The 26568-nt window shown below is 45.8% G+C and carries 25 protein-coding genes and 3 tRNA genes; 2 read left to right on the top strand and 26 right to left on the bottom strand.

The genetic code is table 11. The annotated features are described in order from the left end of the window. The first annotated feature begins 84 nt into the window (after window positions 1-84). On the top strand, window positions 85-1326 hold the full coding sequence (locus tag A7sIIA15_RS00995) for a M48 family metallopeptidase (RefSeq protein ID WP_095685397.1): 1242 nt from the start codon (window positions 85-87) through the stop codon (window positions 1324-1326). Here the strand turns inward: A7sIIA15_RS00995 and A7sIIA15_RS00990 are convergent, their stop codons facing one another. The 10 genes from A7sIIA15_RS00990 to A7sIIA15_RS00945 form a co-directional block, all read right to left on the bottom strand. Further along, the gene (locus tag A7sIIA15_RS00990; protein ID WP_095685396.1) at window positions 1327-1956 is read right to left on the bottom strand and encodes a pyridoxamine 5'-phosphate oxidase family protein; all 630 of its coding nucleotides are present in this window, start codon (window positions 1954-1956) and stop codon (window positions 1327-1329) included. A 57-nt stretch (window positions 1957-2013) separates the two neighbouring features. Then, complete coding sequence (locus A7sIIA15_RS00985; RefSeq protein ID WP_095685395.1) at window positions 2014-5826, bottom strand: DNA-directed RNA polymerase subunit beta'; 3813 nt, start codon at window positions 5824-5826, stop codon at window positions 2014-2016. 13 nt (window positions 5827-5839) lie between these two features. Further along, window positions 5840-9310: a DNA-directed RNA polymerase subunit beta gene (gene rpoB, locus A7sIIA15_RS00980; RefSeq protein ID WP_190279155.1), complete on the bottom strand. Its 3471-nt coding sequence runs from the start codon at window positions 9308-9310 to the stop codon at window positions 5840-5842. Between the two features lie 231 nt (window positions 9311-9541). Continuing rightward, window positions 9542-9928 carry a 50S ribosomal protein L7/L12 gene (rplL, locus tag A7sIIA15_RS00975; protein WP_095685393.1) on the bottom strand — a complete coding sequence of 129 codons (387 nt, stop codon included), beginning with the start codon at window positions 9926-9928 and terminating at the stop codon, window positions 9542-9544. A gap of 5 nt (window positions 9929-9933) precedes the next feature. Then, on the bottom strand, window positions 9934-10578 hold the full coding sequence (gene rplJ / locus A7sIIA15_RS00970; protein ID WP_095685392.1) for a 50S ribosomal protein L10: 645 nt from the start codon (window positions 10576-10578) through the stop codon (window positions 9934-9936). Between the two features lie 196 nt (window positions 10579-10774). Next, complete coding sequence (gene rplA / locus A7sIIA15_RS00965) at window positions 10775-11479, bottom strand: 50S ribosomal protein L1 (RefSeq protein ID WP_018207372.1); 705 nt, start codon at window positions 11477-11479, stop codon at window positions 10775-10777. Between the two features lie 89 nt (window positions 11480-11568). Next, on the bottom strand, window positions 11569-12000 hold the full coding sequence (gene rplK, locus A7sIIA15_RS00960) for a 50S ribosomal protein L11 (RefSeq protein ID WP_095657617.1): 432 nt from the start codon (window positions 11998-12000) through the stop codon (window positions 11569-11571). 37 nt (window positions 12001-12037) lie between these two features. Continuing rightward, on the bottom strand, window positions 12038-12787 hold the full coding sequence (gene nusG, locus A7sIIA15_RS00955) for a transcription termination/antitermination protein NusG (RefSeq protein WP_095657618.1): 750 nt from the start codon (window positions 12785-12787) through the stop codon (window positions 12038-12040). 9 nt (window positions 12788-12796) lie between these two features. Then, window positions 12797-13021 (bottom strand): preprotein translocase subunit SecE, encoded by a 225-nt coding sequence (gene secE, locus A7sIIA15_RS00950; RefSeq protein ID WP_095685391.1) that lies wholly within the window; start codon window positions 13019-13021, stop codon window positions 12797-12799. Between the two features lie 40 nt (window positions 13022-13061). Next, window positions 13062-13135, bottom strand: a tRNA-Trp gene (locus tag A7sIIA15_RS00945). 115 nt (window positions 13136-13250) lie between these two features. Here A7sIIA15_RS00945 and A7sIIA15_RS00940 point away from each other — a divergent pair. Then, complete coding sequence (locus A7sIIA15_RS00940; RefSeq protein ID WP_095685390.1) at window positions 13251-14450, top strand: pyridoxal phosphate-dependent aminotransferase; 1200 nt, start codon at window positions 13251-13253, stop codon at window positions 14448-14450. Here the strand turns inward: A7sIIA15_RS00940 and A7sIIA15_RS00935 are convergent. The 16 genes from A7sIIA15_RS00935 to A7sIIA15_RS00860 all read right to left on the bottom strand — a co-directional run bounded on the left by A7sIIA15_RS00935 (window position 14447) and on the right by A7sIIA15_RS00860 (window position 26449). Then, window positions 14447-15463 (bottom strand): UDP-N-acetylmuramate dehydrogenase, encoded by a 1017-nt coding sequence (locus A7sIIA15_RS00935; protein ID WP_095685389.1) that lies wholly within the window; start codon window positions 15461-15463, stop codon window positions 14447-14449. The two genes, A7sIIA15_RS00940 and A7sIIA15_RS00935, sit on opposite strands and share 4 nt — an antisense overlap. A 9-nt stretch (window positions 15464-15472) precedes the next feature. Then, window positions 15473-16360 (bottom strand): glycosyltransferase family 2 protein, encoded by an 888-nt coding sequence (locus tag A7sIIA15_RS00930; RefSeq protein WP_095685388.1) that lies wholly within the window; start codon window positions 16358-16360, stop codon window positions 15473-15475. Then, on the bottom strand, window positions 16357-16752 hold the full coding sequence (locus tag A7sIIA15_RS00925; RefSeq protein ID WP_095685387.1) for a MaoC/PaaZ C-terminal domain-containing protein: 396 nt from the start codon (window positions 16750-16752) through the stop codon (window positions 16357-16359). The genes A7sIIA15_RS00930 and A7sIIA15_RS00925 overlap by 4 nt, the downstream gene beginning before the upstream one ends. Then, on the bottom strand, window positions 16749-17138 hold the full coding sequence (locus tag A7sIIA15_RS00920; RefSeq protein ID WP_095685386.1) for an FAS1-like dehydratase domain-containing protein: 390 nt from the start codon (window positions 17136-17138) through the stop codon (window positions 16749-16751). The genes A7sIIA15_RS00925 and A7sIIA15_RS00920 overlap by 4 nt, the downstream gene beginning before the upstream one ends. Further along, a complete protein-coding gene (gene rpmG / locus A7sIIA15_RS00915) occupies window positions 17138-17308 on the bottom strand; it encodes a 50S ribosomal protein L33 (protein WP_017955317.1) in 171 nt (56 codons plus the stop codon). The genes A7sIIA15_RS00920 and rpmG overlap by 1 nt, the downstream gene beginning before the upstream one ends. A gap of 82 nt (window positions 17309-17390) precedes the next feature. Further along, a tRNA-Met gene (locus A7sIIA15_RS00910) sits at window positions 17391-17464 on the bottom strand. 49 nt (window positions 17465-17513) lie between these two features. Continuing rightward, a tRNA-Thr gene (locus A7sIIA15_RS00905) sits at window positions 17514-17586 on the bottom strand. A gap of 52 nt (window positions 17587-17638) precedes the next feature. Beyond that, window positions 17639-18586, bottom strand: a complete 948-nt coding sequence (locus A7sIIA15_RS00900; RefSeq protein ID WP_095685385.1) for a quinone oxidoreductase family protein — start codon at window positions 18584-18586, stop codon at window positions 17639-17641. A gap of 4 nt (window positions 18587-18590) precedes the next feature. After that, window positions 18591-19478 (bottom strand): carbohydrate ABC transporter permease, encoded by an 888-nt coding sequence (locus A7sIIA15_RS00895; protein WP_095685384.1) that lies wholly within the window; start codon window positions 19476-19478, stop codon window positions 18591-18593. Beyond that, on the bottom strand, window positions 19475-20386 hold the full coding sequence (locus tag A7sIIA15_RS00890) for a carbohydrate ABC transporter permease (protein WP_095685383.1): 912 nt from the start codon (window positions 20384-20386) through the stop codon (window positions 19475-19477). Before A7sIIA15_RS00890 ends, A7sIIA15_RS00895 begins: the two co-directional genes overlap by 4 nt. Window positions 20387-20422: 36 nt before the next feature. Then, complete coding sequence (locus A7sIIA15_RS00885) at window positions 20423-21727, bottom strand: ABC transporter substrate-binding protein (RefSeq protein ID WP_095685382.1); 1305 nt, start codon at window positions 21725-21727, stop codon at window positions 20423-20425. Between the two features lie 339 nt (window positions 21728-22066). After that, window positions 22067-23056: a YeiH family protein gene (locus tag A7sIIA15_RS00880; protein ID WP_095685381.1), complete on the bottom strand. Its 990-nt coding sequence runs from the start codon at window positions 23054-23056 to the stop codon at window positions 22067-22069. Then, window positions 23057-24064, bottom strand: coding sequence for an Ldh family oxidoreductase (locus A7sIIA15_RS00875; RefSeq protein WP_095685380.1), 1008 nt, complete (start codon window positions 24062-24064; stop codon window positions 23057-23059). Further along, complete coding sequence (locus A7sIIA15_RS00870) at window positions 24064-25002, bottom strand: NAD(P)-dependent oxidoreductase (RefSeq protein WP_095685379.1); 939 nt, start codon at window positions 25000-25002, stop codon at window positions 24064-24066. The genes A7sIIA15_RS00875 and A7sIIA15_RS00870 overlap by 1 nt, the downstream gene beginning before the upstream one ends. Then, window positions 25002-26168, bottom strand: a complete 1167-nt coding sequence (locus A7sIIA15_RS00865; protein WP_095685378.1) for a UxaA family hydrolase — start codon at window positions 26166-26168, stop codon at window positions 25002-25004. Before A7sIIA15_RS00865 ends, A7sIIA15_RS00870 begins: the two co-directional genes overlap by 1 nt. Next, the gene (locus A7sIIA15_RS00860) at window positions 26147-26449 is read right to left on the bottom strand and encodes a UxaA family hydrolase (protein WP_018225907.1); all 303 of its coding nucleotides are present in this window, start codon (window positions 26447-26449) and stop codon (window positions 26147-26149) included. Before A7sIIA15_RS00860 ends, A7sIIA15_RS00865 begins: the two co-directional genes overlap by 22 nt. Between the last annotated feature and the right edge of the window lie 119 nt (window positions 26450-26568).

Genomic DNA, 26568 nt, shown 5'->3' with positions numbered 1-26568 from the left:
CTCCTTTAATCCCCTAGATTGTGGGCAAAGGCCTACTTTTTCACATCCGGGCGTGTCGAGGCAAAATCCCCCATAATCACGCCTATGAGCACATCAGATCTACTCCTCCTGGGAATTGTCCTATTTGTCCTAATTGATTTCAGCGCCGGGATGGTCATCAACTACCTCAATGAGCGCTCAAAGAACCAGCCCATCAGCGCTGAGGGCGCTGAAATCTTCAACCCCGAGGAATACGCCAAATCCATGGCCTATGGCACGGCCAAATACCGCTTTGAAATGCTCACGACCCTGATTAGCACCGTGACCATTCTGGCCGCCATCATTTTGGGCGGCTTTTCTTGGCTCGATGCTCAGCTGCGCGATCGTTTGAACAACAATCTGCTCATTACCGTGGTTTTCATTGCGATTTTGATCCTTATTTCAACAATTGCGAATCTTCCTGCAGGCTACTACTCAACTTTTGTGATTGAAGAAAAATTTGGATTCAATAAATCAACCAAGAAGCTGTTTTTCCAAGATGCAATAAAGCAACTGCTTATTTCTCTAGCACTTGGATTAGTCCTTCTCTATGCAGTTGCCTGGATCTATCAAGAACTACAAAGCCAGTTCTGGATTATCGCCTGGGCGCTCTTTGCTGCCTTCTCCCTATTCATGTTTATCTTTGGCACACGCATTTTCCTTCCAATGTTTAATAAGTTAAAGCCACTTCCTGAAGGTGAACTGCGCACTGCGGTTGAGGATTATTGCCAGAAGCAAGGCTTCCCACTTTCTAAGCTCTATGAGATGGATGCTTCTAAGCGCTCTACTAAGTTGAATGCATTCTTTTCTGGAATGGGCAAAGTTAAAATCATTGGTCTCTACGACACTTTGATTGAAAAACTCTCAACCCAGGAAACAGTTGCTGTACTTGCTCACGAAGTAGGCCACTACAAGCGCAAGCATGTTTACACCATGTTTGCTTTTAGTAATCTGCAAACCCTCATTATCTTCTCTCTTATGGGTTGGCTACTCGGTAATCCAAATCTTTCCAAGGCCCTTGGCTCAGATACTCCAAGTTTTCATCTATCTATGCTGGCCTTCTTCTTACTCTTTAGCCCTGTTTCAACGCTGCTGGGCTTGATTAATAACTCATTCTCACGCCGCAATGAATATCAAGCAGACCAGTATTCAATTGACACATATCCAGGTGCTCGCGAGCATATGTATAACGCCCTTAAGAAGCTCTCTCGTGAATCACTTTCTAACTTAAACCCACACCCGGTTTATGTTGCGGTGCATTATTCACACCCACCAATCCTTGATCGATTGGCTAACCTGCACAAATAACTACTTAATATGTGGCGGGACGGCAATCCCAGCGGCATTTTTGGCAGTAATTGCACTCTCTTGAACAGTTTTTAGCGGAATGATTCCTGCCCACAAGTGAAGGTCTAGATCCTCTTCATCATCGGATGGATCACCACTTCGCGCCTTAGCTGAAATCTTTTCCAAGCTCAGTTCAACAATCATTGTTGCTGCAGATTCTTTCTTAGTCATCGTGCGGCCGTATTCCCACAATCCAGGAACTAACTTTGTTGTTATGCGCTCAAGTGCAACATCTTTTTCATCTTTCTTTAGCACTCGTGCTTTTCCAAAGATCATTACTGATTCATAGTTCATAGATGAGTTAAATGCAGAGCGCGCAACAACGATTGCATTGAGTTGAGTGACTGTCACACAGAGATCTATTCCCTTTGCAATTGCCCTCATGATGCGAGAGCCTGTTGAACCATGAATCAGAATCCGGTTTTCATCTCTAGCAAAACCCATGGGTACAACAAAAGGTGCGTTGATATCTGGATCAATGAAGCCAACGTGTGCAACGTATTGGGAATCAAGAAGTGCGTTGACATTCAAGCGATCGTGAACTTCTCGATCAGAGTGGCGCTGCACATGGAATTTCTCATCGTTGCTCATTATGTGAGTGTAATAAAAAAGGCTCCCCGAAGGGAGCCCTTTTCATTTAATTATTCTTTAACGAGGAATTTCTACCTCATCAAGACGTACTGCTTCACCTGAACCCTGTTGGTCAAATGGTGTGAAGTCATATTCATCATAAGCTGCATAAACAGCGGCTTTGGCTTCCTCTGTTGGCTCAACACGAATGTTGCGGTAACGAGCAAGACCAGTACCTGCTGGAATCAACTTACCGATGATGACGTTCTCCTTCAGTCCGAGCAATGGATCACTCTTCTCTGAAAGGGCAGCATCGGTTAGAACGCGAGTTGTTTCCTGGAATGAAGCAGCTGACAACCATGATTCAGTTGCAAGTGATGCCTTAGTGATACCCATAAGTTCTGGGCGACCTGAGGCTGCCTTTCCACCAGTCGTAACTACGCGACGGTTTTCAGTCTCAAAGCGACCGCGCTCAACGAGCTCACCTGGAAGTAGATCGGCATCTCCTGCTTCAAGCACTGTGATGCGCTTTAGCATTTGGCGAACGATTACTTCGATGTGCTTATCGTGAATGCCTACGCCCTGTGAGCGATAAACAGATTGAATTTCATTTACCAAGTGAACTTGAGTTGCACGTGGTCCAAGAATACGAAGTACCTGTTTTGGATCAATTGCGCCAACGACCATCTTCTGGCCAACTTCAACGCGTGAACCTTCTTCTACAAGTAGCTTCTGACGACGAGTAATTGGGTAAGCAACTTCTTCGCCACCATCATCTGGAGTTACGACAATCTTCTTGCCCTTTACATCCTCACGGAATGAAACAACACCTGCTGTTTCAGCGATTGGAGCAACACCCTTAGGCGTACGTGCTTCGAAGAGCTCGACGATACGTGGAAGACCGTGAGTGATGTCATCACCGGCAACACCACCAGTGTGGAAGGTACGCATTGTTAGCTGTGTACCAGGCTCACCGATTGACTGTGCTGCAATGATTCCAACTGCTTCACCAACTGCAACACGTTGTCCTGCTGCAAGTGAGCGACCGTAGCAAGCTGCGCACTGTCCGACCTTGCTATCGCAAGTTAGAACTGAGCGAATCTTTACTTCATCTACTCCAGCTGCAACGAGTTCATCAATGTTGCGATCTCCAAGATCTGTGCCAGCAGGCAGGATGACCTTGCCATCAACTTCAACATCATCGGCCAATGTGCGACCAAATACTGAAGTTTCAACGTGATCAAACTTAACTAGGCCGCCAGATTCTTGACGAACACCAATCTGTAGAACAAGACCGCGATCAGTACCGCAATCTTCTTCACGGATGATGACATCCTGAGCAACGTCGCAAAGACGACGTGTTAGGTAACCAGAGTCAGCGGTACGAAGCGCTGTATCTGCAAGACCCTTACGTGCACCGTGAGTAGAAATGAAGTACTCAAGTACAGAAAGACCTTCACGGAAGTTAGATTTAATTGGGCGAGGAATAATTTCACCCTTTGGATTTGCTACGAGTCCGCGCATACCTGCAATCTGACGGATCTGCATCATATTTCCACGAGCACCAGAGAAGACCATCATCCAAACTGGGTTAACGCGAGGGAAGTTTTCTTCCATCTCTTTACCCACTTCAGCTGTTGCCTTTGTCCAGATCTCGATCAATTCCTGACGACGCTCGTCATCAGTGATGAGTCCCTTTTCATATTGAGATTGAACCTTGTCAGCCTGTGTTTCATAGCTCTCAAGGATTTCCTTCTTGCGTGGAGGTGTAACAACATCTTCAATACCAATAGTTGCTCCTGCGCGAGTTGCCCAGTGGAAGCCAAGTGCCTTCAACGCATCAAGCGTTTGTGCAACAACAACCTTTGGATAGAACTCAGCAAGGCGATCAACAATGCCACCAAGTTGCTTCTTAGTTACATCGATGTCTACATATGGGAAATCAGCTGGGAGCGCTTCGTTAAACAAAGCGCGACCAATTGTTGTTTCAATAGTTTCAGTTGAGTTACCAAGACGGATCTTGATCTTTGCCTGCAATGAAACTGAATGTTGATCATGAGCCATGATTGCTTCTGCAATCGAGCTAAATGCACGACCTTCTCCTAGTTCACCATCGCGAACCATGGTCAAGTAATAAAGACCAAGAACCATGTCCTGTGTTGGTGAAGTAATTGGGCGACCGTTAGCTGGTGACAAGATGTTGTTTGAAGACAACATCAAGATACGAGCTTCAGCCTGTGCTTCAGCAGATAGCGGCAAGTGAACTGCCATCTGGTCACCGTCGAAGTCAGCGTTAAAAGCTGTACAAACGAGTGGATGAATCTGAATTGCCTTACCTTCTACCAACTGTGGTTCGAAAGCTTGAATACCCAAACGGTGAAGGGTAGGTGCGCGGTTGAGAAGTACTGGATGCTCTGCAATAACTTCTTCAAGAACATCCCACACAACTGGACGAGCACGTTCAACCATGCGCTTTGCAGATTTAATGTTCTGCGCGTGGTTAAGGTCAACAAGTCGCTTCATTACGAATGGCTTGAAGAGTTCAAGTGCCATCTGCTTTGGAAGACCGCACTGGTGCAGCTTCAACTGTGGACCAACAACAATTACTGAACGACCTGAGTAATCAACGCGCTTTCCGAGCAAGTTCTGACGGAAACGTCCCTGCTTACCCTTGAGCATGTCTGAAAGTGATTTCAGTGCACGGTTACCTGGACCTGTAACTGGACGACCACGACGACCGTTATCAAACAAGGCATCTACAGCTTCCTGCAACATACGCTTTTCGTTGTTAACGATAATCTCTGGTGCACCAAGATCAGCTAGACGCTTCAAACGGTTGTTACGGTTGATAACGCGGCGGTATAGATCGTTGAGATCTGAAGTCGCAAAGCGACCACCATCGAGTTGAACCATTGGACGTAGATCAGGTGGAATAACTGGAACGCAATCAAGAACCATTGATGCTGGCTTGTTGCTTGTTGTAAGGAATGCGTTAACAACCTTCAAGCGCTTGATTGCACGAGTCTTCTTTGCACCTTTTCCATTTTCTGAAAGGTCGGTAAGCATCTTGTGCTCAGTCTCAAGATCAAAAGTCTCTAGGCGATGCTTAATTGCAGCAGCACCCATATCTCCCTTGAAATACATTCCATAACGATCGCGCATTTCGCGGTAAAGGTTTTCATCACCCTCAAGATCTTGAACCTTCAAGTTCTTAAAGCGAGTCCATACACTTTCAAGGCGATCAAGCTCGCGCTCTGAACGATCACGGATTGACTTAAGTTCACGCTCTGCAGATTCGCGGACCTTACGCTTCACATCTGACTTAGCATCTTCAGCTTCAAGCTCTGCTAGATCTGATTCAAGCTTCTTGGTACGAACATCTAGATCGTTATCGCGACGTGTTTCGATCTTCTTGCGATCATTAGCCAACTTCTTTTCAAGTTGTGGCATATCTTCTTCACGCGCTTCTGTGTCAACAACTGTGATCATGTAAGCAGCGAAGTAAATAACCTTTTCTAGATCCTTTGGAGCAAGATCAAGTAGGTAGCCAAGGCGTGATGGAACACCCTTGAAGTACCAGATGTGAGTAACAGGAGCTGCTAGCTCGATGTGACCCATACGTTCGCGACGAACCTTTGCACGTGTTACTTCAACACCGCATCGCTCGCAGATGATTCCCTTAAATCGAACGCGCTTGTACTTACCGCAATAACATTCCCAGTCACGAGTTGGTCCGAAGATCTTCTCGTCGAATAGGCCGTCCTTTTCAGGCTTAAGTGTGCGGTAGTTAATTGTCTCTGGCTTTTTTACTTCGCCAAAAGACCATTCGCGAATATTCTCAGCCGATGCAAGGCCGATACGTAGTTCATCAAAGAAGTTAACGTCTAACATGGTTTTATCCCTCTCACACTTCTTCTACGCTGCTTGGCTCAACTCGTGACAAGTTGATACCTAGCTCTTCGGCGGCACGGAATACTTCTTCATCTGTATCGCGCATTTCAATTGCGACACCTTCTGAAGAAAGCACTTCAACATTGAGACATAGGGACTGCATTTCCTTAATAAGCACCTTGAATGATTCAGGGATGCCTGGTTCAGGAATGTTTTCGCCCTTAACAATTGCTTCGTAAACCTTTACGCGTCCTAGAACGTCGTCAGATTTAATTGTGAGAAGTTCTTGAAGTGTGTAAGCAGCACCATAAGCTTCAAGTGCCCACACTTCCATCTCACCAAATCGCTGACCACCGAACTGAGCTTTTCCACCCAGTGGCTGTTGCGTGATCATTGAGTATGGACCAGTTGAACGTGCGTGAATCTTGTCGTCCACCAAGTGGTGCAGCTTCAAGATGTACATGTATCCAACTGAAATTGGTGTTGGGTATGGCTCGCCAGAACGGCCATCAAATAAACGGGCCTTTCCTGAACGACCAATTAATTGATTGCCATCGCGGTTAGGCAATGTTGCTGAAAGAAGACCAGAGATTTCATCTTCTAGCGCACCATCAAATACCGGTGTTGCAAACTTAGTTCCTGGTTCTCCCTTTTCAGCACCGATTGCGCGCATGTGCTTCTGCCACGCTTCATCGACACCAGATAGATCCCAACCAGTTTTTGCAACCCAACCTAAGTGCATTTCAAGAACCTGACCAACGTTCATACGACCAGGTACACCGAGTGGGTTAAGGACAACATCTACTGGAGTTCCATCTTCAAGGAATGGCATATCTTCAACTGGAAGAATCTTAGAAATAACACCCTTGTTACCGTGGCGACCAGCAAGCTTGTCACCATCTTGAATCTTGCGCTTTTGTGCAACATAAACGCGAACCAATTGGTTAACGCCAGCTGCTAACTCAAAGCCTTCTTCAGATTCGAAGATCTTTACGCCAATAACTTTTCCTGATTCACCGTGTGGAACCTTAAGAGATGTATCGCGAACTTCACGAGCCTTCTCACCAAAGATTGCACGGAGCAAACGCTCTTCAGGAGTTAGTTCAGTTTCTCCCTTAGGAGTTACCTTTCCAACCAAGATATCGCCAGGTACAACATCAGCGCCAACACGGATGATTCCGCGCTCATCTAGATCAGCTAGAACTTCCTCTGAAACGTTAGGAATATCGCGAGTGATTTCTTCGGCACCAAGCTTGGTGTCGCGTGCATCTACTTCGTATTCCTCGATGTGAATTGATGTCAAAACATCGTCTTGAACTAGGCGCTGCGACAAGATAATCGCATCTTCATAGTTGTGACCTTCCCATGACATAAATGCCACGAGCAAGTTCTTACCAAGAGCCATTTCACCAAGTTCGGTACATGGACCATCAGCAATTACTGAGCCAACTTCAACGCGCTGACCTTCAGAGACAATAACCTTCTGGTTATATGAAGTTCCTTGGTTGGAACGTGTGAACTTGTGAAGTGAATATGTTTGGTATGTGGAGTCATCTGCCATGACCTTTACTTCTTCAGCAGATACTTCAGTAACAACGCCAGCCTTAGTTGCAGTTACAACATCACCAGCATCAACGGCTGCACGGAACTCCATGCCTGTACCGATAAGTGGTGCTTCAGCGCGCATCAGCGGAACTGACTGGCGCATCATGTTAGAACCCATCAACGCACGGTTAGCATCATCGTGCTCAAGGAATGGAATCATCGCTGTTGCAACAGACACCATCTGACGTGGAGAAACATCCATGTAATCAACTTCATCAGCTGGGATGTATTCAACTTCGCCACCACGACGACGTACAAGTACGCGTGCTTCAGCAAAGTGAGAGTCTTCAGTTAATGGTGCATTTGCCTGAGCAATAATGTGCTCGTCTTCTTCATCAGCAGTTAAGTAATCAACTTGATCGGTTACGCGACCCTTTGAAACTTTGCGATAAGGAGTTTCGATAAATCCAAATGCAGTTACGCGACCATATGTTGCAAGTGAACCGATAAGACCGATGTTTGGTCCTTCAGGAGTTTCAATTGGGCACATACGTCCGTAGTGAGATGGGTGAACGTCACGAACTTCAAAGCCTGCGCGATCTCGTGAAAGACCACCAGGTCCAAGTGCTGAAAGACGGCGCTTGTGTGTAAGTCCTGACAATGGATTTGTTTGGTCCATGAACTGTGACAACTGAGAAGTTCCGAAGAACTCCTTAATTGATGCAACTACTGGACGGATGTTGATCAACGTCTGTGGCGTAATCGCTTCAACATCTTGCGTAGTCATACGTTCACGAACAACACGTTCCATACGTGAAAGACCGATGCGAACCTGGTTTTGAATAAGTTCACCAACGGTACGTAGGCGACGGTTACCGAAGTGATCGATATCGTCCTTTTCAACGCGAACTTCGCGGCCGTACTCCATCAATACATCTCCGCGGTGCAGGGCTACTAGGTAGCGCAGCGTTGCAACGATGTCAGAAATAGTAAGTAGTGATGCCTTCAGTTCTAGATCAAGACCTAGCTTCTTATTAACCTTAAAGCGACCGACCTTGGCCAAGTCGTAGCGCTTTGGGTTGAAGTAAAGGTTTTCAATTAAGTTCTGTGCAGCTTCCTTAGTTGGTGGTTCACCTGGACGTAGCTTGCGGTAGATATCTAGCAGCGCCTCATCCTGTGTTTTAACAGTATCTTTTTCAAGAGTTGCACGCATTGATTCGAAATCACCGAACTCTTCAAGAATCTGTTCTTCAGTCCAACCAAGTGCCTTCAAGAAGACAGTTACAGACTGCTTACGCTTGCGGTCGATGCGAACACCAACCAAATCTTTCTTATCAACTTCAAACTCAAGCCATGCACCACGGCTAGGAATTACCTTAGCTGTGAAAACATCCTTATCAGAAGCTTTTTCAATTGTGCGCTCGAAGTAAACACCAGGTGAGCGAACTAGCTGTGAAACAACAACGCGCTCTGTTCCGTTAATAACGAAAGTTCCGCGTGGAGTCATAACTGGGAAGTCGCCCATGAAAACTGTCTGTGACTTAATTTCACCAGTGATGTTGTTTGTAAACTCTGCTGTTACGAATAATGGTTGTGAATATGTCATGTCGCGCTCTTTGCACTCACCAATTGAGTACTTAGGTGGCTCGAAACGGTGATCGCGGAATGAGAGTGACATTGATCCCTGGAAATCTTCGATTGGTGAAATCTCTTCAAAGATTTCTTCCAAGCCAGAAGTTGTTGGGATTTCTCCGCGATTCATTGAATCGGCTGCAGCAATACGTGAGCGCCATGCATCGTTGCCCAATAACCAGTCAACGCTTTCAACTTGCAACGCTAATAAGTTAGGAACTTCGAGAGGTTCACGGATTTTTGCGAAAGAGATTCGGCGTGGGGCTACTGATGATTTTTTATTCGCGGCCAAGATATGTCCTTCCAGACAGTAAAGCGGGGACGCACAACTATTAGGTCTCAGCCGCTATATGCCCTGACCATTTGAATTTTGTGCGAAGGTGCAGGGTATCGCGCACCCCCCAACCCTGTCCAACCCAGGGCTTATACCCCCCAAGAGGGGGATTTGTCAGTCAATTGTCCAAAAAATGTGAATAAGGGGCTGGGAATAGAAAAAGCCCCGCCTGGCGTGATGCCAAGCGGGGCAATCTCTGACGAATTACTTGATTGTGACAGTTGCGCCAGCTGCCTCTAGGGCTGCCTTTGCCTTTTCTGCTGTCTCCTTGTTGACCTTCTCTAGGAGAGTCGCTGGAGTTGCATCTACAAGATCCTTCGCTTCCTTCAAGCCAAGGCTTGAATTTAATCCGCGAACTTCCTTGATCACTGCAATCTTTGCTGAACCAGCATTTTCCAAGATAACTGTGAAGTCATCTTGTGCTGCTGCTGCATCGCCGCCGCCTGCTGCTGCGCCGCCGCCTGCTGCTGCTACTGGAGCTGCTGCTGTTACATCGAATTCAGTTTCAAATGACTTAACGAACTCAGAGAGCTCGACCAATGTCATTTCCTTGAATTGTGCCAATAGGTCTTGTGTGTTGAGCTTTGTCATATTCGTTATTCCTTCTCTTCTGTTTCTGTGGATGCTTCAGTTGCTTCTGCTGCTGGAACTTCAGCAACTTCAGCCACAACTTCTGGTGCAACAGCTTCTGCAGCTGGTGCTTCTACTACTGCCTCAGCTACTGGTGCAGCTGCTGCTACTGGTGCAGGTGCACCTTGTTCTGCTTCAAGCTTGATACGCAATGCATCGAAAATACGAGCAGCCTTAGCAAGCGATCCCTTCATCGCACCAGCAAGCTTTGCCAATAGAACTTCACGAGACTCGAGGTTAGCGAGCTGCATGATCTCTTCTTTGGTTACTGCTTTGCCTTCGTAGACTCCACCCTTGATTACAAGGAATGGATTCTCTTTTGCGAAATCGCGCAGGCTCTTAGCCGCATCGATTGGGTCTCCCTTAATGAAGGCAACAGCTGAAGGACCAACGAGAAGATCTGGTGAAAGATCAACTCCGGCATCCTTTGCTGCAATCTTTGTAAGAGTGTTCTTAACTACTGAGTACTTGGTCTTTTCACCAAGTGCACGGCGAAGTTCCTTCATTGAAGTCACAGATAGTCCGCGATATTCAGTAAGGACAGTGGCTGTGGCTGTACGGAAGTCTTCCGTTAGCTCTGCAACTGCTGATGCTTTATCTGGGCGAGCCATTCGGTTCACCTTTCCTGGTACTTAGTGATCACAGGAAATAAAAAAATCCGTAACGCGTAAGCGCCACGGATTAACATGAACACCTACGCGGGCTGAGATTTCCTCATTTATTTAGATCTTCCTTGCGGTTGATCTAGACCTGCGGTCTTTGGTTATGGGTAGAGGGTAGGCCGGCTGGCCTACCCCCGTCAAATTCTTAGTTGGCTACTGGCTCACGAACTAGGTTTGGATCTACTGCGATTCCAGGTCCCATAGTTGTTGAAACAACTGCCTTTTGCACATAGCGACCCTTTGAAGAGTTTGGCTTAGCACGCATAACTTCTTCCATCGCTGCTGCGTAGTTCTCAGCTAGCTGATCGGCAGTAAATGAAACCTTGCCGATAAGGAAGTGAAGGTTTGAGTTCTTATCAACGCGGAACTCAATCTTTCCGCCCTTGATATCTTCAACAGCCTTAGCAACATCAGTTGTCACTGTGCCTGTCTTTGGGTTTGGCATTAAGCCGCGTGGTCCAAGAACCTTTCCAAGGCGACCGACCTTACCCATGAGATCTGGTGTTGAAACAACTGCGTCGTAATCAAGACGACCCTTTGAAACTTCTTCGATCAATTCATCGCCACCGACGATATCTGCGCCAGCTGCGCGAGCTGCATCTGCTTTTTCTCCGTTAGCAAAAACCAAAACGCGAGCAGTCTTACCTGTTCCGTGTGGCAAGTTAACAGTTGAGCGGATCGCTTGATCGGCCTTCTTTGGGTCAACGCCAAGTACTAAAGCAACTTCTACAGAAGCGTTGTACTTAACTGTTGATGTTTCTTTGGCAAGTGTTACTGCCTCGAGTGGTGTGTAAAGGTGATCCTTGATTACCTTTGCTGCAGCCTCGTTATATTTCTTTGAGCGCTTCATTTCATCCTCATTCTTTCTTGGGTTGTGGTTAGCGAACCAGCGCGGTTCTCCCACATTTTCTTCTCACTCTGAGAAGAAGAATTCTTTATTTATCCGTTAGTTGTGATTCCCATTGATCTCGCTGTTCCAGCAATGATCTTTGAAGCTGCGTCGATGTCGTTTGCGTTTAGATCTGACATCTTAAGCTTTGCGATTTCAGCAACTTGAGCCATGGTGATGTTTGCAACCTTGGTCTTGTGTGGAACTGCAGATCCCTTTTCAACGCCAGCAGCCTTCAAGATCAAACGTGATGCTGGAGGTGTCTTAGTGATGAAAGTGAATGAGCGATCCTCGTAGACAGTGATCTCTACAGGAATGATCTGGCCCTTTTGAGCTTCAGTCGCAGCGTTGTATGCCTTGACGAACTCCATGATGTTGACACCATGCTGACCGAGTGCAGGACCTACTGGTGGAGCAGGTGTTGCTGCGCCAGCCTGGATCTGCAACTTAATGAATCCGGTTACCTTCTTCTTTGGTGCCATTTCTTTTCCTCTTTTTGTTTTCTAGTAGTTCTTGAAATTAAATCTTTTGTACTTGGGCAAATGAAAGTTCAACAGGGGTTTCACGTCCGAAGATAGAGACAAGAACCTTGAGTTTTGCCTGCTCTGGCATGATCTCTGAGATCGATGCTGGAAGGGTTGCAAAAGGACCATCCATAACTGTGACTGATTCGCCAACTTCAAAGTCGATAAGGCGAATATCTACCTTGTCAGACTTCTTAACTGGACGTGGTGCAAGAATCTTCTCAACTTCATCCATGCTCAATGGGCTTGGGTGATGTGCATTGCCAACAAAGCCTGTAACACCAGGAGTGTTACGAACTGCTGACCATGACTCGTCGGTGAGATCCATGCGAACTAAAACATAGCCAGGGTAGATGTTGCGCTTAACCATCTTGAACTGACCGTTCTTTAATTCCTTCACTTCTTCTTCAGGAACTTCAATCTGGAAAATGTAATCTTCCATATTAAGTGACTGAATACGGGTTTGAAGGTTGCCCTTTACTTTCTTCTCATAGCCCGCATAAGAGTGGACTACATACCAATCGCCCAACGCTGTGCGAAGTGTGCGACGGAATTCTGCATTTGGGTCATTCTCATCTGACTCGATATCGCCATCTTCATCAGATGCCAATGCCAATTCAGGCTCAGTTGATGAAACTACTTCAGCAACGATTTCTTCAACTACCTCAACGACAGGCGTTGCAATCTCGCTAGCTGATGCTGCCAGCGCAGCCTCGAAGGCGTCTGCTTTGATCTCTTCGCTCATGTTCTTCCTTTATCCAAATACCCAGAAGACGATCTTTGTAAGAACAAGATCAAGCAATGAAACGACAGCAATAACGAAAGTTACGAAAACCATAACCACGGCTGTGTAGGTGGTTAACTGATTACGTGTTGGCCAAACAACTTTGGTGAGTTCGTTAACAACTTGGCGGTAGAAAAGACCGACGCGCGCAAATAGACCGAGCTTCTCGGCAACTTGTTCGTGTGACTCGCTCATCGTCGTTCCTTTCGTTTAGTACTTCAGGTAAAACACTGTGCAGGGCAGGAGGGACTCGAACCCCCAACCGGCCGCTTTGGAGACGGCAACTCTAGCCAATTGAGCTACTGCCCTTCGCGAGAGCATGGCAAAACCATAGGGAAAAGCAAACCCTCGTGAGCGTCGAAGTGTAGGGGCAAGAGGCCTCCCAGGTCTAACTCGCGCCTGAAGATACGGCAGACTTAGGGCCATGACTCCACGTATCTCATCGCGTATCGCTGCCATCGCTGAATCTGCCACTTTGGCCGTTGATGCCAAGGCTAAAGCGCTCAAAGCTGCCGGGCGACCAGTAATTGGTTTTGGTGCAGGTGAGCCAGATTTTCCAACACCTGCATACGTTGTTGAAGCAGCTGCTGCTGCAACACAAGTTGTTGCTAACCATCGCTACACACCAACACCAGGTCTACCAGAGCTTCGTGATGCGATTGTTGCAAAGACAAAGCGTGATTCCAACTATGTAATTACTGCAGATCAAGTGCTCGTGACTAATGGTGGCAAGCAGTCGGTGTATCAAGCATTTGCCACGATTATTGATGCAGGTGATGAAGTACTACTTCCTTCCCCTTTCTGGACAACATATCCAGAGTGCATCAAATTAGCTGGCGGAAAAGCTGTTGAAATCTTTGCCGATGAAACCCAAAACTATTTAGTTTCAGTTGAACAACTTGAAGCTGCTCGCACGCCAAAGACAAAGGCGCTACTTTTCTGTTCTCCATCTAACCCGACTGGTTCTGTGTATTCAGTTGAGCAAGTTAAAGCTATTGGTGAATGGGCAGTAAAAAACAATATCTGGATTATCAGCGATGAAATCTATGAGCACTTGCTCTATGACGGTGCTACAGCTCCATCTCTTCCAGTTCTAGTTCCAGCTCTTGCTGATACTTGCATCATTATTAACGGTGTTGCAAAGACCTATGCAATGACTGGCTGGCGCGTGGGCTGGATGATTGGTCCAAAAGATGTCATCAAGGCTGCAACTAACCTTCAATCACACATGACGTCAAATGTTTCTAACGTTTCACAGCGCGCAGCAATTGCAGCGTTGACTGGCAACTTAGATGCAGTTCATGAAATGGGTGTGGCATTTGATCGTCGCCGCAAGTTAATTGTTGATTTAATCAATGAGATCCCAGGCTTTGTCTGCCCAACACCACAAGGTGCTTTCTATGTATATCCATCAGTAAAGGGTGTGCTTGGCAAAACTATTCGTGGAAAAACTCCAACAACTTCAGCAGAGTTAGCCACGCTTATTCTGGAAGAAGTAGAAGTTGCAGCAGTACCTGGTGAGGCTTTTGGCCCCTCTGGATACCTGCGTTTTTCCTATGCAACAAGTGATGCTGACATTGTTGAAGGAATCGGGCGTATCAAGAAGCTAATAACTGAAGGTTAAATCTCAATACCAATCAGATTTACTTCAGCTTCTAACGTAATTCCAAAAGTATTCTGTACTTGATCGCGTGCTTTGCGCGCAAGCGTTGCAATATCTGAAGCTGTGGCAGTTCCTGCATTAGTCAGGGCAAGTACGTGCTTAGTTGAAATTCTTGCACCGCCCACTTCATCGCCTTTGTGTATTCCAGAGTTTTCAATGAGCCATGCAGCTGAAATCTTCACGCGGCCATCTGTTAGTGGCCACTTAGGTGCAGCATTTGGAAGTCCATCGGCTGCTTGCTGGGAAATAATTGGGTTAGTAAAAAAAGAGCCTGCTGACCAGGAGTCTTTATCGTTCGCAGTAATGAGCATGCCTTTAGCTCCGCGAAGTTCTAACACTGCCTTTCTTACATCAACTACAGATGCCTTATCTCCCATATCGATACCAAGTTTTTTAGAAAGTTCGGCATAAGTAATGGGATCACTCATTTCACCACGTCGTATTTGGAATTGAACTTCCAAAACAACGTAGCGACCTGGGTGAGATTTAAAGTGAGAACTGCGATAAGAGAATTCACATTCGCTATTTGTAAAGGTTCGAATCTCTTTCTTTTCACGATCATATGTACGCACGCGTGTAATGAACTCACTGACTTCATGGCCATAGGCACCAATGTTTTGAATTGGCGCAGCGCCAACAGTTCCTGGAATTCCACTTAAAGTCTCTAGCCCTGCAAAACCGCGATCAATGGTGGTTGCAACTAACTCATCCCAGTCCTCGCCTGCACCAATGGTTAGAGTCGCACCACTGCATGCATCAACTTCTGCTTGCACCGAGTTATTTGAAATTCTAATTACTGTGCCTTCAAAGCCTGAATCTGAAACTAAAACATTTGTTCCTCCACCTAAGATCAAAATAGGTGAATCCCCTGCTTCTTCAATTGCAGCAATGATTTCTTCTTGCGTTGATACTTGAAGAATTTTCTGCGCCGGGCCACCCACGTGAAAGCTCGTGTATTTGGATAGATCGGTCATGGGTTAAGGCTACCGACGAGGAGACAAAATCGCTTCTTTGCCTCTGTACTTCTCCAGGATGCGGTCAAAGGTCTTCTTTGATTGGGCATCACGATAATCAGGATCTGCATCGTGATAACCATGATGGCGACCTTGAGTAAGAGGTAGATCCATCTGCAAGAGTTTGCCACCGGCTTGTCTGATTTTTAGTGAGAATTCAATATCGGCATTTCTGTAATAAACAGCACGTGGATTAAAACCACCCACTTGTGTCATCGCTTCGCGATTAAATGCCATGAAGTATGAAAAGAGAACATCTACTTCTCCAACACCCTTATCGTCAACACTTCGCCACTGATCTTCTAAGTTAACTAATCCCCCATGCCAACCCACAGCAACATATTGCCCCTTTGCTAACTCATCAACTACTGGTGTTATTGCATCACCGGTGAATTGAGTGGAGGGATCCATAACGACGACGTATTTGCTTGCTACTTTTTCTAGAAACACATTTGCACAATCTGCCCAGCTAGCACCAGGTGCGACTGAAATTAAATATGTGCGCTTATCCATCTCTTCAAATAGCGCCCCAGCATCACCGATTGCGATAATTGCAACTGCGCAATTGCTATTGGCTTTTACGGTTCTCACAGTTTCAAGGGCATCATCTGTAAAGCCATCAACGATGATTCCCACTGTGACATCATTTTCAAGATCTATTGGGCGAATATCTCGTGGATAAGCCAGCGTGATGTATGGCTTCTTTGGCTTTAATTCATAGCCACCAGCAACATCTACAACTTCATAACCTGCATGCATGAGATCTTCACGATATTTATCAGCTAATTTAAAATCTTTAGCAGCACGCGCATCCATGCGCGCTTGGGCTAACTGGGTTACTGAATCTGGAATGCTCATTTAACTACTACGGCCTTTGCCATTCCTAGGACTTTTACCCCGGCAGAAGTTGCAGTGATATCTAGTTTGACTGTGTTGCCATCAACTTCAGTAACCGTTGCAACAACAGTTAAATCAACCTTTTCTCCCGCTGGAACTATCACTGGCTTAATAAAGCGAGCTGAGAACTCACGCACATTGGCGCTTCCACCTGCCCACTCTGTTACATATTTCCCAGCAAGGGCCATGGTGAGCATGCCATGAGAAATAACATTAGGAAGGCCAACAGAGAGCGCAAATTCTTCATTTTGGTGGATTGGGTTTTGATCTCCACTTGCATCTGCATATGCCTTAAGCAAAGCGCGATCAATATAGAAAACCTTTTCTGGCAGTGTCATTCCAACTTCAATCATCCGCGCACCACCAACGTTGACCAGGAAGTAACCACTAGTTCAGAGCCGTTATGTAGATCAGATCGCACAGAGACAATTTCATTTCCAGCTGCAACTCTGAGCGTTTCAATCGTTGCAGAACATGTGAAGACATCGCCTGCAACTATGGGGCGGAAGATTTCAAATTTTTGATCTCCATGAACTAACCGTGTCCAGTCAACGCCGATTTCAGGTTGAGTCAGGATTGATTCATATTGGGAGAGAGAAATGCGAATAGAAAAAGTTGGCGGTGCAACGCTTGTATCTGTTTCGCCAATAACGTCAGCAAAGGCATCAATTTGTGATTGTGTGACCGTAACTTCTTCCACACCCTTGAAGGTGCGCCCGACCGAATCGGGATTGATCATTAGCGAGTTTCGCGGTGAAGAGTTGAAGACTTGCAACGTGGACAGAACTTCTTAAGTTCCATGCGGTCTGGATCGTTGCGGCGGTTCTTCTTTGTAATGTAGTTGCGCTCTTTGCAATCAACGCATGCCATGGTGATCTTTGGACGTACGTCCGCGCTCTTGCTTGCCATGGTCTTACTCCTTCATTGGTTATCGAGGGGCTCAGGTTACCCGAGCCTTCTCGATGCGCGAAATTCACGCGTGTGGAACTAGTAGCGGAGGCGGGATTTGAACCCACGACACAGCGATTATGAGCCGCTTGCTCTACCAAGCTGAGCTACCCCGCCAAGGGTTGTGCGTTTACAACAGATCTTCTTCTTGTGAAGAACTCTTTCGAGCCCCCCACCGGAATCGGACCGGTGACCTTTTCCTTACCATGGAAACGCTCTACCAACTGAGCTAGGGGGGCAGATCGAATGCTGAGCGTACAGGCAATTAACTACTTTGGAAAAATGACCTACTTATAGGGCTGGATTTAGCGTGATTTTGCCAGTTGTTTCGCGGGCCAACATTGCTTGGTGAGCAGCAGTGGCCTGACTTAAGCCAAATGTTGCACCGATTACTGGCTTTAATTTTCCTTCAATTACTAATGAAAATAGTTCAGTAATTACATCGTTAAGAAGTTCTTTCTTACCAAAGCAATGCGCCAACCAAAATCCCACTACGGTCTTTGTTCCACCCATTAACACACCTGGATGAATCGGTGTTGGCGCAGTTCGTGAAGCCATTCCGAAAGTAACTAAGCGACCAAATGGTGCCAACACATCAAGGCTGACATCAAAAGTTTTACCGCCAACCATCTCAAGAACTAAGTTAACCGGCTTTCCGCCATTGGCCTCAAGAATCGCATCTTTAAGTTTGTCTTGATCTGCATCAATAACAACGTCAGCACCAAGTGATTTAGCAAGTGCTCGTTTGCTCTCACTTGAGGCAACTGCAATTACTTTTGCTCCCCACATCTTTGCCAATTGAATTGCAATAGTTCCAACGCCACCAGCTGCAGCATGGATAACTACGCTTTCACCTTTTTGTAGGTGGCCAACAGTTTTTAAGATGTGCCAAGCGGTTGAACCTTGCACCAACATACATAACGCTTGTTCATCACTTACTCCATTTGGAATCTCAATCATTGCAGCTGAGTGGGCTAATGCTTTTTGTGCATATCCCCCACCATCAACAGGTGCGAGCACACGACGGCCATTAGCAATACCAACAACTTCAATACCTGGAACTAGTGGAAGTTTTTGTGGAGATAGATAAGAGTTTTCAGTTTGGTGTGTATCGGCATAGTTAATTCCGATTGAGGTTACTTCTATTACCTCTTGGCCAGGACCAGGAACTGGTTCGGCTAGATCAACTAAGTGCATGGATTCTGGACCGCCAAATGCGGTGATTTGTATTGCCTTCATTTTTTTATCCCTTAGTTGCGCCTAGAGTTAAGCCTGAAACAAACTGCTTACGTAAAACAAGGAACAAGATAATCGTTGGCGCAGCAACAATGCTGGCGCCTGCGGCAAGCAAATTAAAGTCTGTTACATACTGTCCCTGCAGCTGTCGCAGAGCAGAAGTCACTGGACGCTTGGAATCCTCAGACATCAAAATCAGCGCCCAAAAGAAGTCGTTATAAATCCAGCAACTCATTAACACACCAAGGGCTGCTAGAGGTGGGCGAAGCAACGGCAACATAACGTTCCAATAGTGCCTAAAGACTGAACAGCCATCGAGAATTGCGGACTCTGAAATTTCCTTTGGAACAGTCTTCATATATGAAGAGAGAACGAAGGTAGCAAAACCAACTTGGAATGCTACGTGGATAAGAATGATGCCAAAATAGTTGTTATAGAGCAATGAACGGTTTCCGAAAAAATCACCGATCTTGATGTATAGCCAGAAAACTGGAATATATGTTGCAATAGTTGGCAACATATTGCCAGCAGTAAAGAAAAGTAGAAGAGTGAGATTAAATCTAAATGAGTAGCGTGATACTACGAAGGCAATGAGTGAGCCTAAGAATAAGATCAAAATAACGCTAGGTACCATCACATAGAGAGTATTCAAGAAGTATTTCGTTAGACCCATAACTCGAAAAGCTTGGAAATAGTTATCTAGGTTTAAATGGCGTGGCCAAGAGAAAACACCGTAGGAAATAATGTCGTTATAAGGACGAAGTGAAGTCCAGAGTGTCCAAAGGATTGGAAAAATCCAGACAAAAGCGAAGAAGCCGATAATGGCAGAGATGAAGTTATCTTTAACCTTTTGCTTATTCTTGTACTCTTTATTTTGGACGATGGTTGCACTCACTGGAGGTCCTCCTTAAAGACATTGCGCAGATAAACAAGGATTGGCACAACGCAGAGCACAAGGGCAATAACTGAATACGCCGCACCCTTCATTGAAATACCCTGTCCGGCAAAGTTCTGGAAAGCCAAAATATTGAGCAATGGCCAGGCCGTTGATGTGCCATAAATAATGTAAACAAGGTCAAAAGCACGCAGGGAATCGATAATTGTGATTACCAAGATGATCACATTAACTGGGCGCATCGTAGGAAAAATGATTTTTCTAAAGGTCTGCCACTCTGTCGCACCATCGATTGCAGATGCTTCCCGAAGTGATGAATCAAAGGCCTTTAAGCCAGCTAAATAAAGCAACATGATGTAACCAATATGGCGCCAGGAGGCCAAAGCCATAATCACATAGCTATTAATGTCGTAGTTACCCCAGATAGAAATAGCGTTTCCAATATCTCTACCCATCACACCTTGCACAAAGCCACCAGGCTGGAGCATGAAGTTCCAGATAATTCCGATAATAGCTAGGGAGAGAACTACAGGGATATAGAAAATAGTTTCATAAATCTGGTGACCCTTAATTTTGCGATCAAATTGGTAAGCCAACAAAATACCAAGTGGTGTTGCAATGAATGTGAACCACAGTAACCAGACGACGTTGTTCTTTAGCGCATCATAGAAAACTGGAGAACCGAAAAATATGTTTTTATAGTTTGCAAAACCGGCCCATTTAATGTCACCGACATTAATGCCGTTCCAGTAAGTAAAAGAGAGAACAACTGTGATGAGTGTGGGTCCCCATAAGAAAACTACCTGCAATAAAGTAGGGATACCTACGAATGTACTGAGAGTAAAACGATCGTTACGGGAAAGAGAACGGCGGCTGCGAACTTTCTTGTTCGCAGCCGCCGTTTTCATTTCTTAACCCTAGTCTAATTCGTTAATTTTAACGAATTAAAGTGCAGGAAGTGCATCCCATTGTGCTTGAGTGCTTTCAAGAATCTTTGTGAGATCTTTTGGATTCTTAAGGAAGCTCTGAATTGCTGGACCAACAACTGGACCTGCAAAGTCACCGCGAGTATCGCGGTCAAGGAAGAAGCCGATGTTCTTAGCTGCGCCAAGAACTGCAAGCTTCTGCTTGTTGAATGCATCGTATGTAGATGTATCGAAGTCGCTGCTGATGTAGATACTTGTATCTCCAGCGGCAACTGCTGCATCAATACCTTCCTTTGATCCCAAGAATCCTGCAAGGTCTGCTCCGCCTTCGACGTTCTTACCATTTGCGGCAACTGAAATACCGTCAAGTGGTGCATCGATTGAGTCAATACCGTGCTCTGGATTGATTTCTGGGAATGGAACGATCCATAGATCGTCATAGTCTTCTTGTGACTTCGCTAGGAAGTCGTTAGCAAACCATGAACCCATCATCATGGCGCCGCACTTCTTCTGTAGTAGAAGATCGCGCATGCCATCCCATGAGATATCAAGAACGTTCTTGTTCATGAATGGAATCAATTCGCCCATGTGGTTGAAGACTTCTACAACCTTGGCATCTGTCCACTGCTCTTTGCCGTTAAGCAAGTCAATGTGGAATTGGTATCCGTTAAGACGCATGTTGAGAATATCGAATGTTCCCATTGCTTCCCAGCCGCCCTTGTCGCCAAGTGCGTAACCAACTAGACCCTTCTTCTGTGTAGCTTCACACAATTTAATTAGGTCATCCCATGTTGCAATGCTCTCTGGGTTAAGACCCAATTCCTGCATTGTTGACTTACGGTAGTGGAGTCCCCATGGGTAGTAAGTAGTAGGAATGATGTACTGCTTGCCATCTGAAGGATTTGTTGCACCTTGGATTGCAGCAGCTGAAAGTGAACTTCCAAGAGCCTTTACCTGCTCTGAAACATCAGCTAGTAGTCCAGCATCAGCACGTGCATTGGTGCGCCATCCGGCCATCCAACCAAATGCATCATCTGGTGTTCCTTGCAAAATCTGAACGAAGTTATTCTGGAAGTCATCTGAGTTAACTGCCTGTGAAATAACTTTGTTGCCAGTCTTTGCTGTGTAAGCATCGTTTGCTGCGATCGCAATCTTTGCACCAGCATCACTTAGATTTCCACGAATTGTGAAGTGAACATCTCCAGTGACTTGCTTCTTTCCACAACCAGCAAGAAGTGATCCACCAGCAACTAGTCCAGCTCCACCGATTGCAGCACCCTTAAGTACTGAACGACGGGAAATGCCATTGTTTACATCTGACATTGTTTTCCTTTTCTCTAGAGTTGAGCCTTTCGAAAGGTCATCAGGTTTTGAAGGGGTCAAGGCCTGGTAACACGCTCAACCTAGAGGTCATACCATTGAACAGATAGGCCTAAGAGGTAACGAATTGATTACATTTACGCGTAAATTGCCGTTTTTTGGCTACTTTTTGGTGCTAAAGAGACGTGAGAACAAGCCAGGCTCTTTTGGGTCATTTTGATGGCCCTGACAGCGATCTTTTTTGGCCACCCCAGCCAAAGCCTGCTCAATGTGTTGGCCACAACCTGACCAGGTTGGCTTTTGGCACATATTACACATCACTTTTGAACACATATTTACACCTTATAGCCCTGTAACACGAACAGCAACCAGGGCAACACCAGCCACCAACGCCCAAGCAATCAGGCCCATAACCATTGGGCGTGCACCGATCGCGCGAATTGCCCTCCAACGCACTCCTGTACCAAGTGCAACTAATCCAGCACCGAGTAAGAGCTTGCTAGTGAGCACGATTGCATCATGAATTCCTGTTGGAATCTCAAAAACATTTTGAATGATTGCTACTGCAATGAAACCTAAAACGAAAAATGGAATAAGTGGGACTTTCGCTGACTCTTGAGCGCTTTGACCTTGAGCCTTTAGATATTTGCGATGACGAAGTGTAAGAATCAAAACAATTGGTGCAAGTAAACACACACGTGAGAGCTTTATGACGATTGCAGACTTAACTGCATCATCACTCCAAACAGAGGCTGTTGCAATAACTTGACCAACATCATGTACTGCAGCACCAGCCCAGGCACCAAATGTTTCATCACTTAATCCCATTAAGTTTCCAAGGAATGGCAAAACAAAAATTGAGAGAGTTCCACACAATGAAATTAGGGCAATTGCATAAGAGGTTTCTTCTTCGGTCGCACGAGTTTGAGGTCGAATTGCTGCAACAGCAGTTGCACCACAAACACCGAATCCAACACCAATAAGCAGACCTAAATCCCCACTCATTTTGAATAATTTAGAAAGTCCTAAGATTCCAAAAATTGTGATGCTAACTACCAAAATAACCGTGATGACACCTTCTATGCCAATGGCCTTGAGTGAAACAACACTGACTTGGGCACCTAGGAGTGCAACACCAATGCGCATTAATTTCTTGCTGGATAATGCCGTACCAGCTGCGGCAAAGGTGGGCCATGTAGCAAAATTTGCAATCAGGAATCCAAATCCAACACAAAGTGCTAAGGGGCTGATTGCAGGTTGAAAACTATTTATCTGAAATGCAACAGCAACTACCGCTGCAATTAAGCCAAGGCCTGGAAGTGTTTTAGTCATTTAGATCCCGAGCTTTGTGGACCAGGTACTCAACTGCTCTGAGACTTGATCAGTAATTGTTATTTCATCACCGTTATTGAGATTCTCAGGGTTCACACGATTAGAACCTGGAAGCCGGCCTCCGGCCGCATTAACTTCTTGAGCAAACTCTTTAGTTCTATCGTTGCTTCCATCGACAGATAACTTTGAAGCATCAATTGCAATGACAAAATGTGAAATCTGTTGAGGTAGTGCATCCTGGCTAGCTGCAAACATGTCAGGAATATTCTTAGCCAAAGTTGGCCCAATCAACATTCCAGTTAACGATTCAACAAGAACTGCAATCGCATAACCTTTAACGCCACCTAAAGGTGCAAGCATTCCAGCTAAGGCTTCCTTGGCATCTGTTGTTGGCGCACCATCTTTTGTAAAAGCCCACCCAGGTTCAAGTTCTGCACCTGCTTGTGCTTTTGCCTGAATCTTTCCGCGAGCAACTGCACTCGTTGCTAAATCAACAACAGTGGGTGGATTGGTTGGAATACCGGCAGCAATGGGAGAAGTTGAAAGCAATGGTTGATTACCACCCCACGGTGGCATAACTGCAGGACCTGTACTAAATGCAATACCAACTAGACCACGGTTAATCATTGGCCAGACATAAATACCTAGAGCACCGCAGTGATTAGAACGCCCAACACCAACGGCAGCTATTCCATTGACCATTGCGCGCTCAGATGCAATTTCAGATGCTTTTTGTAACTGCCAATGGCCCAATCCATCATCACCATCAAAGACAACCAAGCTTGGCAAATCTGTAACAATCTTTAACTCTGCCTTTGGATTGATTCCACCTGCTTGTAAACGAGAGAGATAAAAAGGAAGGCGCATCAATCCATGGCTGCCAATTCCCCATCGATCACTTGCAACAATACAACGAGCAGTTGTTACTGCTTCTTCTTTGGGAACGCCAGCTGCTTCCAATAAAGATGTAGCCGTAGCAATTGCAGAACCAACGTTTAACGTAGGCATTAGTTACTACTTTCCTTTAATGCACCAACAGCATGTGTAGCTGGCTTTGAGTTTAGAACTAATTCAATGTTAGAGGTCAAAATCTGATTGATTCGAAGCTGACTTTCCTTGGTAATGCCAGCCACGTGTGGAGTCAGGATCAAGTTAGAAATAGCTTCCATTTCACCTTTACTAGGTGGCTCTTGGGCACGAACATCAAGTGCTGCCCCAGCAATAGTTTTTGCTTTTAAGGCAGCGATGAGATCTGCTTCATTAATAACTTCCCCACGACCAACATTTACGATGATTGCATCGGACTTCATCAATCCAATGGTCTGAGCGTTGATTGTTCCATTTGTCTCAGGTGTTGAAGGCATATGAATACTGACTACATCGCTGCGCTTTAACACATCTTCAAAAGTAGTTAATTCAATTCCAGCAAGGTTTTTTGCATATGGGTCATATCCAAGAACGTTGCAGTTAAAACCTTGAATCAGTTTTGCTGTTGCAACTCCTGTAGCACCGCAACCCAATAAACCCCATGTCAGACCTGAGAGTTCACGGCCAGGTGTTCGCACCCAACCCCCATCACGAGTTGCAACATCATGACCTGGAATGTTTCGAAGTAATGCAAGTGCTAAGCCAAGAGTTAACTCGCCGACGCTAACAGCGTTTGCACCAAGTCCTGCAACCACAACTACACCTGCAGCATCTGCAGCTTTAATATCAATATTGTCTAATCCAACACCTGCTCTAGCAATCACCTTTAGTTTTGGAGCAGCTGCGATGATTTCAGCAGTTACCTTTGTGCGATTACGAACTACTAGTGCTGTTGCATCTTTAAGAGAAGCTTTGAGTTTTTCAGGGTCATTCCACAAATCATCATTTCGAATAATGGGAAAACTCCCTTCCAGCTTTTGGAAGGGAGTTCCCCATACATCTTCAGAGATGAGAATCATTATGCAGAGATATACAACTTTGTGAATGTGAATTCGCGGTGGCCCATAACTTCAGCCTTGCATAGACGACCATTAACAGTGTCATAAATGACATCCATCATCATGTCGCCAGCCTTAGTCATGTCGTATTCGTAGCGAAGGACTCCAGAAACATCAAGATCGATGTGCTCAGACATTGACTTTGCAGTCTTGATATTTGCAGTTAACTTCAATACCGGAACGATTGGGTTACCAATAACGTTTCCTTGTCCTGTTGGGAACAAGTGGATTACAGCGCCACCTGCAGCCATCAGAGTTACGCACTCTGCTGCAGCAGATGATGAATCCATGAAGTACAAACCAGGCTTTGATGCACTTGGCATTTCGGCGGGCTTGAGAACACCCACAACTGGCACAGAGCCAGTTTTTGCAATGTTTCCAAGTGCCTTCTCTTCAATAGTAGTAAGGCCACCAGCAATATTTCCTTGTGTTGGCTGTGAGCCAAGAAGGTTTGCACCGGTTGCTTCAATAACCTTGATGTAGTTGTCATATGTGAGCTGGAAGAGGTCACGTGTAGCAGCATCAATGCAACGCTCTGCAATGAGGTGCTCGCCACCAGTTAGCTCTGATGTTTCTCCAAAGAAAACAGTTCCACCAGCTTCAACCCAACGGTCAACTGCCTCAGATGTTGTTGGGCAAGAGCCAAGACCAGAAGTTGTGTCTGACTCTCCGCACTTGATTGACATGATCATGTCGCCCATTTCAGCTTCAGTGCGAACAAGACCAGATGCATCTTGTAAGAACATTGCTGCAACGCGGCTAGCTTCTTGAATAACTTGTAGATCACCCTTGCCTTCAATTGAAAATGCTGCAACTGGCTTTCCAGTCTTCGCAATTCCATCTGCAACACGTTGTGTCCATTTTGGCTCAATACCAATAACAACGACTGCTGCAACGTTTGCGTTAACGCCAGTTCCAATAAGTGTGTCAAAAGTTAACTGAAGATCTTCACCAAACTGCAGACGACCAAATGCGTGAGGTAGAGCTAGTGTGCCTGGAATAACTTTTGCTACAGCTTCTGCAGCTGCATTTGAAAGGTCATCGAGAGGCAAAATAATGACGTGATTGCGGATACCCATAGTGCCGTTTTCGCGGCGGTATCCAGTTAAGCGCGGCTTGCTTCCCATCGATAACTCCTCATGTTGTGTGTGTGAATGTAATCGCCCTTTTTAATGGCAGCTGATGCAAGTCCGACCTTGATGCCGTACTTAATAATTGAGTCACCCTCAGCAAGATCTGCGAGCGCAAATTTGTGTCCGAGAGGAATCGCGTGATTTAACACCGCGGTGCTCTCAGTTCCTTCCTTTACCGAACGCCCTTGAAGGGTTCCAGGTTGCAGATCTGTCATCGCAACAGCAACGTTGTCGCCATCATGGTGAAGCAGGAACTGCGGTGGTGTTATTGCCATATCTACACACGCCTCTCATCGCTTTAATTGGGTAGTGGTCTGACCTCTTGCGGGAGTCTAGGACAGTTGAGCGTGTTCCGTCTAGCCCCCTGCCCAAATATCTTGAAGTGGTCTAACCT

It is taken from the genome of Candidatus Planktophila vernalis, assembly GCF_002288185.1.
Lineage (GTDB): Bacteria > Actinomycetota > Actinomycetes > Nanopelagicales > Nanopelagicaceae > Planktophila > Planktophila vernalis.
Note: the sequence above shows the minus strand (reverse complement) of the source record. Positions and strands in the feature narration are given on the sequence as shown.